The organism is Thermanaeromonas sp. (genome assembly GCF_021890735.1).
Classification (GTDB): Bacteria; Bacillota; DSM-521; order Neomoorellales; family Neomoorellaceae; genus Thermanaeromonas.
The window spans coordinates 37,053-49,502 of sequence record NZ_JAKKUR010000003.1 but is presented as its reverse complement, the minus strand read 5'-3'; the positions used below and the strand labels follow the sequence as shown (position 1 = coordinate 49,502).

The following is a 12,450-nucleotide window of genomic DNA, read 5'->3' as shown; positions in this document are numbered from 1 at the left end:
TACTCTATTTTACTTTTCCCTTCCAGATAAAGCAAGGCAGAAAAGCTTAAGCTTTCTCTCACTAGGTATACAAAACAGTTTACCCCAAGCATTCTTTTAAAGCCTTACGGAGGATCTCCAAAGCTTTATCGATCTCCTCTTTTTTTACAGTAAGCGGGGGTAAGAAACGTAAGATTCGGCCGTGGACCGCATTAATAAGGAGCCCTTTCTCAAGGCATACCTGGGCTATTCTATCAGCCGGGCCGTCGATTTCCACCCCCACCATAAGGCCCCGCCCGCGCACCTCCAATACTTGCGGAAATTTAGCGGCCAGGTCGCGCAAGCGCTCCATCAAATATTCCCCTTGTTTTCTGGCGTTTTCCACCAGCCCCTCTTCGAGCAGGGCCCGGAGGGCGGCCACCCCGCAGGCAGCAGCCAGGGGATTTCCTCCAAAGGTGGAAGCGTGGTCTCCCGGGCTAAAGGCTTGGGCCACCTCTTCCTTAGCCAGCATGGCACCGATGGGAACGCCGCCGGCCAAAGCCTTAGCTAGTGTCAAAATGTCGGGATATACTTCATAATACTGGTGGGCGAACAGGTAGCCGGTACGGCCCAAACCGCACTGGATTTCATCAAAGATAAGTAGTATGCCGTTTTCATCACATAATTTCCTTACTGCCTTGAGGTATTCCTTCTCTGCCGGGTAAACTCCTCCTTCACCTTGAACGGGTTCTAGCATTACGGCGCAGGTTTCCGGGGTGACGGCCTCTTTTAAAGCTTCCAAATTATTAAAGGGAACATAGCGGAAGCCGGGTGGCAAAGGCTCAAAACCCCGGTGGAATTTATCTTGACCGGTGGCGGCAAGGGCTCCTAAAGTCCGGCCGTGGAAAGAGCGGCGCATGGTGATTATCTCAAAACAGTTTTCCCCTTTATACACCTTGGCGTATTTTCTGGCCAGCTTTATAGCCGCCTCGACGGCCTCGGCCCCGCTATTACAGAAGAAGGCCCTACCCAGACCCGAATGCTCCACCAAGATTTTAGCCAGCTCAACCTGGGGCTCTATCCAGTAAAGGTTGGAGCAATGTAAGAGCTTGCCTGCCTGCTCCCGGAGGGCCTCAACCACCCGGGGGTGACAGTGCCCTAAAGAATTAACCCCTAAACCGGCGATGAAATCTAGGTACTCGCGGCCGTCGGCATCCCAAACCTTGGTGCCCTGCCCGCGTACTAAAGCTATGGGATAGCGGTTATAGGTATGCATTACGTACCTCTTACCCAGGCTGGCGATTTCCGCGTTGGTCATATAAGCTCCCCCTCTCAAGCCCTGACACCCTTATCTTTCGGCAACAACTTTTCTAAGGAACAACCATGGTCCCCACACCTTTATCTGTAAAAATTTCCAGCAAAATAGAATGGGGTACCCGGCCGTCAATGATGTGCGTGCGAGCCACACCACCCTCCAGAGCCCTAACACAGCACTCGACTTTAGGGATCATGCCACCGGAGATTATCCCCGCTTGAATCAGCTCGGGCACTTTACTTACCTCTACCGAGGAAAGTAGGGAGGAAGGATCGTTTTTATCGGCTAATATCCCCTCTACATCTGTCAGGAGTACCAGCTTATGGGCTTTTAAAGCCGCGGCCAGCTCACCGGCCACGTAATCGGCATTTATGTTATAGCTTTCACCCTCGGGCCCCACCCCCACCGGAGCCACCACCGGTATATAGCCCTCTGCTATAAGAGTCTGTATAATCTCCGGATTTATTTTGCGCACCTGACCAACAAAGCCCAGCTCCACGTCTCCGCTCTGCTTTTCGGCTTCGATAAGCATCCCGTCCTTACCGCATAGACCCACAGCCCTGCCTCCCAGGCGGTTTATCTCGGCCACAATTTCTTTATTTATCTTTCCTACCAGCACCATCTCCACGATCTCCATGGTCTCCGCATCAGTGACCCGCTGGCCTTGCACAAATTCTGGTTTCTTCCCCAGCCTCTCCATCATCTGGGTTATCTCCGGCCCGCCGCCGTGCACCAATACCGGCCGCATCCCCACAAGATGCATGAGGACCACATCCTGCATAACAGCCTTTTTAAGCTCGCAGCTCTGCATGGCGTGCCCACCGTATTTTATGACCACCGTTTTCCCGTAAAACTCACGGATATAAGGCAGGGCTTCGATCAGGATGCTGGTCTTCTCTAAAGCAGAAATCTCCAAAGTCAAATTCCCTCCTCTCCCTCGCCTTTCCTCCTGGGGTCTTTTACGGCCCCTCGCCGGTACAGGCTCTTACAACAAACCTTTCTTTCAGGTCCTGTAGGAAGCGTTGATCTTGACGTAATCGTAAGTCAAATCGCACCCATAAGCTACTGCTGTAGCCTGCCCCAGATTAAGATCTACGATGATCTTAACCTCTTCCGCCGAGAGTATGGCGCTGGCTTTAGCTTCATCAAAGCAGGCGGGCTCCCCTTTACTGGCTAGTTGCTCGCACCCGGCTGCGCTTTCGATAAAAATATCCACCCGTCCTGGATCCAGCTCGGCTCCGGCATACCCCGCGGCGCATAAAATCCGGCCCCAGTTGGCATCGGCGCCGAAAACAGCGCTTTTCACCAAATTTGAGCCGGCTATGGCCCTGGCTATTTTACGGGCATCCGTGAGGGTGGCCGCACCACGCACCTCCACCTCAATGAGGCGGCTGGCGCCTTCCCCGTCCCGGGCGATAAGGCGGGCCAGGTAACGGCATACGTACTCTAAAGCCGCAGCAAATATCCTGTATTCTTCCTCGCTCGTAGGCCCCACTCCAGAGAGGCCGTTGGCCAGGACCACTACCATATCGTTGGTACTTGTATCGCCGTCCACCGTAATAAGGTTAAAGGTGTTATCCACCGCCGATACCAAAGCCTTTTTCAACTGTTCCGGGCTTAGGACCGCATCGGTGGTAAGAAAGGCGAGCATGGTAGCCATATGGGGATGGATCATGCCGGAACCCTTGGCTATACCTCCTATCACCACCGGACTGCCCTTGAAATGGAAACGCACGGCTATTTCCTTAACCCTTAGGTCGGTGGTAAGGATGGCCTCTGCTGCCGCACGACTCCCCGTGGGGGACAGTTCCTGAGCTGCCTTCCTTATTCCCGCTTCGATTTTATCCATGGGAAGAGGCACACCTATAACACCTGTAGAGGCCACCACCACTTCTTGCGGTTTAATACCCAGGATTTCCGCAGTTACCTCGGCCATCCTCCGGGCATCCTTTAACCCCTGCTCCCCGGTACAGGCGTTAGCATTACCGCTGTTAGCCACAATGGCCCGTGCCCGCCCGGAAGCCAAATGCTCACGGGTGATCTTTAAAGGAGCAGCCTGTACCTTATTGGTAGTATACACTGCTGCCGCCGAAGCTAAGGTATCGCTCACGATTAAGGCGAGATCCTTTTTATCCCGGTTAGCTTTTTTTAACCCGGCGTAGACGCCTGCCGCCCGGAAACCTCGGGGTGCGGTTACCCCACCGGGTATAACTTCCCATTCCATCGAATTAGATCCCTCCTAAAGGCTCTCCTCAAGGAAAATTTCGCAAAAGGCTTTACGGAGAAAGGCCGGGATAATTAAGGCCCAAGTCTTCCGGCCATCCGAACATGAGATTGAGGTTTTGAAGGGCCTGGCCAGAGGCTCCTTTAGTCAAGTTATCAATGGCAGAAGCCAGGATCAGCCTCCCCGTGCGCCGGTCCAAAGTAAAATTAATATGGCAGAAGTTGCTCCCGTAGACCCAACGGGTATGCGGCCAGAGCCCCGGCGGCAGAAGTTTAACAAAGCGAGCCTCCCGGTAAAACTCTTCGTATAGCTTGCGCAGTTCTTCCTCCGAAACTTCTGCTTTCAAGTTTACATAAATAGTGCTCAGGATACCCCGGGTAATGGGTACTAAGTGCGGCGTAAAGGAAACCGTCACCTTTCTACCGGCCATCAAGCTCAGCTCTTGCTCGATCTCGGGGGTGTGGCGGTGCCTGGCCACTCCATAAGGATGGAGGCTTTCATTACACTCGGTAAAGAGGTAACCTATTTCCGTTTTCCTGCCGGCACCGGAAACGCCGGACTTGGCATCAATAACGATGCTGTCCAATTCCCCGTAACCCGCCTTGATAAGGGGAGCCAAGGCTAAGATAACACTTGTAGGATAGCACCCCGGATTGGCCACCACCCGGGCAGAGGCGATCTCCTCCCGGTGTATCTCCGGTAGTCCGTATACCGCCTGTGCGGCCAGCTCGGGGTTGGGATGTTTAAGTCCGTACCACTCTTCATAAACCCGCACATCCCGGAACCTAAGGTCAGCCCCCAAATCAATGACCCGGACTCCCCGGCGCAGGGCCTCCTCAACTATGGGTACCGAATGGCCGTGGGGCAGGGCTAGAAAAACTACTTCCGCGCGGGAAAGTACCTCCTCCGGGCTAAGATCCTCGCAAATATGAGAGCAGAACCCGTGAAGTGATGGGTAAACCCGGTCCATCTCCTGGCCAGAGAAAGTTTGAGAGGTGAGAGCCACAAGCTCCAAGCGGGGGTGGCGGCAAGCCAAACGCACCAATTCTGCACCCGTATAACCTGTAGCTCCTATGATGCCTACTTTAAGCATAACTAAACACCTCAGGCCGCTGAGTTATTGTATAATTATACAGCCAGATTGCATAAAAATGCAAGAAAAAATTTCTACCTTGTTTCCCCAGAAACCCCGTGTATCCTTACATCCTCCTTAGTAACATAGCCTGTAGAGCCCGATAAGGTTTTTATGCGGTAAAGTTGGGTAGCCTCCCCCATGTACGCGGTCCAGCCCCAGGCTTCCTCTTCGTCCAGGATAGCCACCCTTTCACCGGGCTTAAGCTGGCCCATTTTTACATACCTGCCCCCTTTCTGCTCTTTAAGGTCGCATGGCCTCCCTACCTCTCCTTCTCCCAGTATCAGCGCTCCCCACTTGGGCTCCCATTTGTATAACCGGGCTAGCGCCCTTTCTTTGGTGGAAGTGGGCGGATGTTCTGGATGCGGTCCTTCCCAGAAAACCCTAATTTCCTGGGTCCTGGCTACGAGGCGTCCTCCTTCCCAGTTAAATTCCACCTCTACTTTGTCTTTAATTCCTTCCCATCCCTCGCCGCGGCCTACCCACTTTTTCTGCCACTTTTCATCATTGTCTATGACCTTGCGCCATGCTTCCTGCCACGCACCTTCTTGGTAAACATAAAGGCTATAGAAGCGAGTAAGAAAATAAGCCCCGAACCTTTCCTCCAAGACTTCCCGGACTAAAACCCCTTCCCGGCCGGGTTCTAATTTTAGCACTTTGACCTCTTCTACCGGCAGGATGGCCCGATAAGTTAAAAGTTGCGGGGGAGATGACGCTAACGAAAATAGACCTAATACCCCCCGGTCTTTGGAGAGATTCGCCCCTATCACTACTTCCTTTCCTGGTAGCGGAGCCAGATCACCTTCGGTTTTAAAAAATTTAATTCCGCTTGTCTCGCCCTGCACGATTTCTTTAAGTATTTGCGCAATTTCCTCCCCGGACGTAGTTGCAACCGCTAGGCCTCTTGCTTCGTAAGGCGTCCGGGCAAGGGGAAGGTAAAAGACAAGCCTTACAAAAATAAAGGCCAGGCTCAAAAGGCCGGCCGCTACCGCCAAAACATAATATTTTTTCATGGCCCGGTACCCCCCTTTAAGTACACGTGTCCTAAGCCGTACCCTCGTTGCTCTGAAGGGGACTGTATAGGCGGAATTCCCTTTAACTAAACGTGTTCTAAGCCGTACCCCATGCGGCCCGGAAGTGGCGCGGGTAAAGGCTTTTTAAGCCGCCGGCCACAGAACGTGCCCACCCCAGGGGAAATCCCCCGACCGTCACCAATACCCACTCCTCCCCTGCATCTCCTACCGGCCCATCCTTAAAGCCCCCCTCTAGCCATTCACCCCGAAGATAGGCCTTAAGTTCTGCACTGTCTAAGGGTAGGTCTTTTACCCTCAAAGCCTTTTCGGCCTTTATCCCTAATGCCAAAGCGTGATCGGGCTGAAACCGCCCCTTGTATATGCGGCCCAGCCACCATCCCGGTCTTACTACTTTTAGCCCTTTCCACATTTCCAAAGGTAAGGGTGTCCGGTAGATTTGGCCACCCTTTTCTATAAGCCCCTCAGTAGCCGGAAGCTCTTTTAAGTTATGACGGCAAAATTCTTCATACAGCTTTTCTGCCTCAAGGGAAAGGTAAGACTTGTTCCTTCTCCGGAGTACATATCCTTCCCCCTGGTGCTTAAGTAAAGCATAGAAATGCCCGTGTCCGGGAGCAAGGTGGGGCCACAAGCGCACCGCCCACTTTAGCTGCGGGTCTCCACCTTCTATCCATTCCGGCCTCCCCGGCGAAAAAAGGGGATGCCGGGAGGGATCTACCAGGATAAAGTCGCTCCTTTTTTCTAAGAAACGGGATATCACCCCTTCGTTCTCTTCAGGGGAAAAGCTACAAGTAGCATAAAGGAGCCACCCGCCAGGCCTTACCAAGTGAGAGGCATGATATAAAAGCTCAAGCTGGCGGCGGGCAAACCTCTTTAGCAAGTCCTTGCTCCAGGCTCGAAAGGCTCCGGGGTCCCGGGCCAATACCGCCTCCCCCGAACAAGGAGCATCCACCAGCACCCGGTCGAAAAGCCCTGCCCACCTGGCAGCCAAGGTTTCCGCCCTTTCATTTAAGATGATGGCGTTGGTTACCCCCATGCGCTCAAGGTTAAAGGCGAGCACGCTCGCCCGCCGGGGATTGACTTCATTAGCCACCAGGACTCCCTCGTTCTCCATCCTGGCCGCAAGGTGAGAAGCCTTTCCCCCGGGTGACGCGCACAAGTCCAGCACCCACTCACCGGGCTGCGGGTCTAGAAGCCCTGCGGCCGCCATGGTGGCAGGGTCTTGGATGTAATACAACCCCGCAGCGTGATAGGGATGCCGGCCCGCCTTCTGCTCCCCTTCTAAAATTATCCATCCCTCCAGGCACCAAGGCACCGGAGCTAAGGGAAAGGGACTTATCCGTAGGAATTCCTCCGGCCTAAGCTTTAAGGTATTTACCCGCAAGCTAAGCCGGGCTCCCCGCTTTAAAGCTTGCATAAAGTCGTCATATTCCGGGCCGAGCCTCTGCCTCCAGACCTCGTTAAAAGCAAGGTTCTGCATTAAAAAGCTCCTTCCTGCAACATCGCCAGGCTGAATTCTTCTTGTATACGGGCTAAAAGCTCCCGGTCTAAGAGAACGTCTGCTGCCGTCCAGGCTAAAGCTTTGGCCGCCAGTATAACGAGCCTCCTTCCCGCTTCTCCCCGAGCCGCCCGGGCAAACTCCCGGGTGTGGGGTACGAGTCTGCCGCTTCCTAAAGCGAGATACGGGTGTATGGCGGGTACTACCCGGCTAACATTGCCCATGTCCAAAGAACCCTTGCTGCGGCGGGGAGGTCCGAACTCGGTCACCCCTAAAATACGCAGGTTCTCTTTAAAAGCGTCGGCCAGGGCTTTATTAGTGACCATGGCATCATAGGAAAATTCATAGTTACGCCAGGTGACACTACATCCTGTAGCCAGGGCCGCACCGCGAGCGCAATTTTCTACCCGCTGGACGACTTCTCTTACGGCTTTACGGCTTTCGGCCCGGATATAAAAGCGAGCCACGGCCCGTTCGGGAATAATGTTGGGCGTTATACCTCCTTCTGTTATGATCCCGTTAATGTGGGCTTCACCTTTAAGGTAAGGGCGGAGACTGTTGATACTGTTGAAAAACTGTATGAGGGCTTCCAGGGCGTTTATCCCTTCCTCGGGGCTAGAAGAAGCATGGGCCGCCCGACCTTCAAAAATAAACTCTAGGGCCTCCAGAGCCAGGGAAGACACTTCTACAATATTGGCGTCGCCGGGATGGAAAATAAGAGCAGCATCTATCCCTTGGAAGGCTCCCGCTTCAACCAAAACCACCTTTCCTCCATTGCTCTCCTCAGCAGGCGTGCCCAAAATTAAGACCTCACCTTTTAGTTCCTCCTTCACGGCGGCCAAGGCCAGACCCGCACCTACGGCAGCAGCACCGATAAGATTGTGCCCGCAGGCATGGCCTAGACCGGGAAGGGCATCATATTCGGCAAGTAAGGCCACCCGCGGGCCCGGGCCAGCGCACTTCAAAGTGGCCCGGAAGCCGGTAGGCAGTTCAGGCAAAGGATAAACAACTTCAAATCCATATTTAGCCAGGGCCTGGGTCAAAAGCCGGGAAGCGAAAAATTCCTGTTGTCCTACTTCGGGATGATCAAATATTTCCTCCGCCAGCCGGATGATCTCTTCTTTATGGGTTTCTACCGCATTGCTTATACGTTTTTTGAGGTTGGTCAAATTTAAGGACATAGCTTATCTCTCCCGCGTCCTGGGGAAAAATAGAGTAAAGGAGGGAAGTCAGGTTATGCCCTTTATAATCTGCGACTGCCCTTGTACCTTTAGCCGGGATGGCCAGTGTGAATTGGATAAAGTATTGCTGACGGGCGGGCCAGCCTCCTGCCCTTATAAAAAGAAAGCGCATGGAGCACAAGGCTCTGGCTGGATGGGGAAGCCGGATGGAACATTTTAGCATTAGCGGTAAAAATTTTAGCGTTAGCGGTAAGCCCTACGGCTTTAAACTCTACATTAGAACAGGGATTTTATTACCACACTTGCGGCAGTAACCGGGGCTTACAAGACCGGGAAGAGAGACCCTGTAACCCTGCCGCCTTATTAATAGAGTCCCGCACTGGGGGCAGTAAGTATTACTGGCCTCGGGATCTTCTACGTTACCTAGGTAAACATAATTAAGATAACGGCGGGCCATCTCCCAGGCACGTTGCATAGTTTCCAAGGGGGTAGGGGGCTGCCTTAATTTATAGCGGGGAAAATAGCGGGAAAAATGAAGGGGTGTATCCTTGCCTAGCTCCGCCATTATCCATCTTACCAGTTCTTCCAACTCCTCTATTTTATCGTTTAAACCCGTAACCAGTAAAGTAGTGATCTCTACGTGGCACCCGGCTTCTTTAGCCTCTTTGGCCGTATGGAGCACCGGCTCATAATCTCCGTGAACTACACGGCGGTAAAATTCTTTGTTGAAGCCTTTTACGTCTATGTTGAGCGCATCCGTAACGGGCAAAAGCTCTTTTAAAGGCTCCTTCTGAATAAAGCCGTTGGTAACCAGGACGTTTTTCAACCCCGCCTCACGGGCCACTCTAGCGGTATCCAAAACAAATTCAAACCATACGATGGGTTCAGAGTAAGTATAGGCCAGGCCCACGCTCCCTAAACGCCTGGCCTCCTCTACAAGATACTCGGGGGTAATCCGAGCTACTTCCGGCTCACCGTGGGCTATCTCCCAGTTCTGGCAAAACTCGCACCCAAAGTTGCAACCCACCGTACCCACAGAGAGGATGAACTCTCCCGGGTAAAAGTGGTATAGCGGCTTCTTTTCGATAGGGTCCAGGGCCAGGGAAGAACAGAGACCGTAGTTCCGGGTAAAAAGCCTGCCTTCCCGGTTCTCCCGCACCCGGCAGATACCCCGCCTCCCCGGAGCCAAGCGGCAGTTATGGGGACAAAGACGGCACTCTACCTTATCTCCTTCTAACTTGACATAATACTTGGCTTCCCGCATGCCGTTTCCTCCCTGCTTAATTTGCTTCCCCCTTTCGGCACCTTAAAGGTATCCTTAACCCTGGGCATCGCTTTACAATCCAGATCCCCTCACACGTTTATCTTCATTACAATCCGGGCCCCTCATTTAAGTCATCTGCCCTCCAACTACTCCTGTTCTTGGGGTGGCCTTCTAAATACCCAATGCCCTTTAGCGATATCGCGTAACCCGAAAGCGCTGGAGACGGCAAGGCTCATTAGGCCCTATACCGGCCTTGCGTTTGGCGATGGCTACCTGCTCTTCCGGTGTATCTATCCCTTCCAGGTCCGGCAGAAGTAGGCCTTTTTTGCGCCCGCTGGATACTATAACTCCGTATACCCGCGGGTCAAGTTCTTCTAGGCTGCTTACAGGTTCGGGTTCCTCCAAGACGTCGACCGAATATTCTAGATAGGGTAGCTCCTCAACGGTAACCGGCGGAAAGCGGGGATCCTCCAGTCCTGCGCTTAAAGCATTGTAGATAATTTCTTCGGCAATATTGGAGCGGACGGGGCTGACGGTCCCTATGCATCCCCGTAGCTGCCCGAATTTTTTTATGGATACGAACACCCCGGCACGCCGTTCCATTTCCGGCGGCAAGTCCTTGGGTACGGGCAAAATTCGTCCGGTGTGCAAATAATGCTCCAAGCTTTCCTTGGCCAGCCGTACCGGAAAAGACAATTCGGCCTCCTTCTGCTCCGGCTTTTTCTTTAACAAGCTCCGGTCCGGGTCTTCTTCCCTGACTAAAAAACGAGCTACCAGGTACCCTACGCCAAAGGGTCCTTCATAAGAAAAAACCCCACCCTCCACCCGGTAGCCGTCCAGCGCTCCTAAGCCCATAATGAACGAACGGAGCCCGCATTCACCTGCCCTTTCGGCCAGCTCTTCCGGCAAGTTTAAAATCCCGGTCACGTCAAAGGCCGCAATCAAATCCTTCAGCCGGCCATCGAAAATCTCTCCCTGCGGGTCGTAGCCGGCCGGTGCCTCCGGGGTCAACCGGTGGGATAGGTCGCCGCTAGCTATAAGGATAGCCCGGCGGGAGCTGGACTTGATAGCCCGGGCGAGGGCGGCTCCGAAGGCATAAAGTTTTTCCCGGGGCATAAAGGCCATGCCCATGGCCACCAAAGGCCCCTCCACTCCCGCCTCGCGCAGGAAATAAAGAGGAACCATCATCCCGTGATCGAGCTCGGGAACTAAACCGTAACGCCTGCTGTTATTTTCATCTAGCAAAACAACCTGTATTCCCTCTTGGCTGGCCGCGGCTGCTATTTCCCGTGTTAATTCTTGATCCAAAATATAGCGAAATTTAACCTGCGGAGCACGGAAGGCGGCCAAACTTCCTTTAAGCTCATACGTAGCCCAAAGACCCACGGCATCCCGGAAAACCGGACCATGGGGCGATATTATGACAACTACATCCGGAGCAAACTTAGCTGCCTCCCGGGCCACTTCCCTGGCAGAAGCTACAGTGGAAGCGATTTTAGTCAACTCTTCTCCCCCCACCTCGGGTACCATGATAGGCGGGTGGGGTAGAAAGATAACTTCCAGCAACCTGCCCACATTACCACCCCTTTTAATATGACCTGACCCTTGAAATTTATGCCCCTTGAAATTTAATGTAAACCCTTCCTTTAGGTATACTTTACCACACGGAGCATAAATTTAGTAGTTACCGTTTAGGGGTTACCGTTTTCGCTCTGCCAGATACCTGGCAATCCCCGAATAAATCGCGAAGGCCATCCTGCGCTGGTAATCCTTATCTCTTAAAAGCTTTTCTTCCTGGGGATTGCTGAGAAAGCCGACCTCTACGATTACTGCCGGAATATTTAGGCTACGAAGGACAAAGGCATCCAAACCCAAAGGTTCCCGCTCCGTATTTTTCAACAGCCGGCGGATCTCTTCCTGGATGGCCGCTGCCAGCCTTTCTCCCTCCTTAGAACCAGGATTGAAAAATACCTGGGCTCCGTACTCACGCTCGTTGAACGCATTGGCGTGGACTGATACAAAGATATCTGCTCCCACCTTTTGGGCCAAGCGCACCCTTTCTACCAGGTCATCCCCGCTTTCACCTTCCGGAGCTTCTTCATCCTCCCGGGTAAGGAACACCCTGGCCCCGCCCTGCCTCAAAAATGCCGCCAAGTTTCGACTTATACCCAAGACTACCTCTGCTTCTAACGTGCCCCCCGGTCCCCGGGCACCGGCATCGATGCCCCCATGCCCTGGATCCACTACAACCACTTGGTTGGCCAAAGCCCAAGAGAGGGCCTCAACAGCTTTACGTTCCCGGTATCCCTGCAAAACCGTGTGTACAAATACGAGTGTACCGAGAACTGTTACGGCCAGTGCCGCCCATACGCCAAATCGTCCTACTTTACTAGGCATACTTTTATCCCCCCGCCTTAATCCATATGATAAATTCCTCTCCTTTAGGCCGGTAGTAATTTCCCCAACTTTTCGCCCTTGCAGCCTTGACAGGCAGGCTTAGCTAGTCCTACAATAAAAGTGGTATTACCACTGACCTCATATACCTGGGAGAGGGGGAACTTTCCAAAGTGGAAAAGTTTTTTGTACACGCCAAGGCAGATACCGTAGGCGTTGCTGTGGCGGATATCCAGGCCGGTGAAAAAGTAACTGGCTGGGTCATGGAAGATGACACTATCATCGAAGTTCAGGCCAAAAGTAACATCCCGCTCGGCCATAAAATCGCCCTCCAGGACATAGCCAAAGGTGAAATGGTCATCAAATACGGCCAGCCCATCGGCAGGGCAACCGAAACGATAGCCCGGGGCGAGCACGTCCATGTACACAATCTTAAGACCGCGAGGTGGTAAA

12 protein-coding genes are annotated in these 12,450 nt (G+C 53.1%); 2 read left to right on the top strand and 10 right to left on the bottom strand.

The features are described from left to right. Positions 1–79 precede the first annotated feature (79 nt). The 7 genes from L5656_RS01305 to L5656_RS01275 all read right to left on the bottom strand — a co-directional run bounded on the left by L5656_RS01305 (position 80) and on the right by L5656_RS01275 (position 8,339). A complete protein-coding gene (locus tag L5656_RS01305; protein WP_297197893.1) occupies positions 80–1,276 on the bottom strand; it encodes an acetylornithine transaminase in 1,197 nt (398 codons plus the stop codon). 52 nt (positions 1,277–1,328) lie between these two features. Further along, the gene (gene argB / locus L5656_RS01300) at positions 1,329–2,189 is read right to left on the bottom strand and encodes an acetylglutamate kinase (protein WP_366017788.1); all 861 of its coding nucleotides are present in this window, start codon (positions 2,187–2,189) and stop codon (positions 1,329–1,331) included. Positions 2,190–2,276: 87 nt separating this feature from the next. Next, complete coding sequence (gene argJ, locus L5656_RS01295; protein WP_297197889.1) at positions 2,277–3,497, bottom strand: bifunctional glutamate N-acetyltransferase/amino-acid acetyltransferase ArgJ; 1,221 nt, start codon at positions 3,495–3,497, stop codon at positions 2,277–2,279. 52 nt (positions 3,498–3,549) lie between these two features. Further along, a complete protein-coding gene (gene argC, locus L5656_RS01290) occupies positions 3,550–4,590 on the bottom strand; it encodes an N-acetyl-gamma-glutamyl-phosphate reductase (RefSeq protein ID WP_297197886.1) in 1,041 nt (346 codons plus the stop codon). Between the two features lie 74 nt (positions 4,591–4,664). Next, entirely contained in the window at positions 4,665–5,642 is a 978-nt protein-coding gene (locus L5656_RS01285) for an SH3 domain-containing protein (protein ID WP_297197884.1), read from the bottom strand. A gap of 97 nt (positions 5,643–5,739) precedes the next feature. Beyond that, positions 5,740–7,140 carry an RsmB/NOP family class I SAM-dependent RNA methyltransferase gene (locus tag L5656_RS01280; RefSeq protein ID WP_297197881.1) on the bottom strand — a complete coding sequence of 467 codons (1,401 nt, stop codon included), beginning with the start codon at positions 7,138–7,140 and terminating at the stop codon, positions 5,740–5,742. After that, on the bottom strand, positions 7,140–8,339 hold the full coding sequence (locus L5656_RS01275) for a M20 family metallopeptidase (protein ID WP_297197878.1): 1,200 nt from the start codon (positions 8,337–8,339) through the stop codon (positions 7,140–7,142). The genes L5656_RS01280 and L5656_RS01275 overlap by 1 nt, the downstream gene beginning before the upstream one ends. A gap of 55 nt (positions 8,340–8,394) precedes the next feature. Here L5656_RS01275 and L5656_RS01270 point away from each other — a divergent pair, with 55 nt between their 5' ends. After that, on the top strand, positions 8,395–8,559 hold the full coding sequence (locus L5656_RS01270; protein WP_297197875.1) for a hypothetical protein: 165 nt from the start codon (positions 8,395–8,397) through the stop codon (positions 8,557–8,559). A 51-nt stretch (positions 8,560–8,610) separates the two neighbouring features. Here the strand turns inward: L5656_RS01270 and amrS are convergent, their stop codons facing one another. The 3 genes from amrS to L5656_RS01255 form a co-directional block, all read right to left on the bottom strand. Next, complete coding sequence (gene amrS / locus L5656_RS01265) at positions 8,611–9,603, bottom strand: AmmeMemoRadiSam system radical SAM enzyme (protein WP_297197872.1); 993 nt, start codon at positions 9,601–9,603, stop codon at positions 8,611–8,613. A 189-nt stretch (positions 9,604–9,792) separates the two neighbouring features. Then, positions 9,793–11,178 carry an AmmeMemoRadiSam system protein A gene (gene amrA / locus L5656_RS01260; protein ID WP_297197870.1) on the bottom strand — a complete coding sequence of 462 codons (1,386 nt, stop codon included), beginning with the start codon at positions 11,176–11,178 and terminating at the stop codon, positions 9,793–9,795. Positions 11,179–11,301: 123 nt separating this feature from the next. Next, positions 11,302–12,000: an N-acetylmuramoyl-L-alanine amidase gene (locus L5656_RS01255; protein ID WP_297197867.1), complete on the bottom strand. Its 699-nt coding sequence runs from the start codon at positions 11,998–12,000 to the stop codon at positions 11,302–11,304. Positions 12,001–12,170: 170 nt separating this feature from the next. On the opposite strand from L5656_RS01255, the gene L5656_RS01250 reads away from it, so the two are divergent. Continuing rightward, a complete protein-coding gene (locus tag L5656_RS01250; protein WP_297197864.1) occupies positions 12,171–12,449 on the top strand; it encodes a UxaA family hydrolase in 279 nt (92 codons plus the stop codon). The last annotated feature ends 1 nt before the right edge of the window (position 12,450 follow it).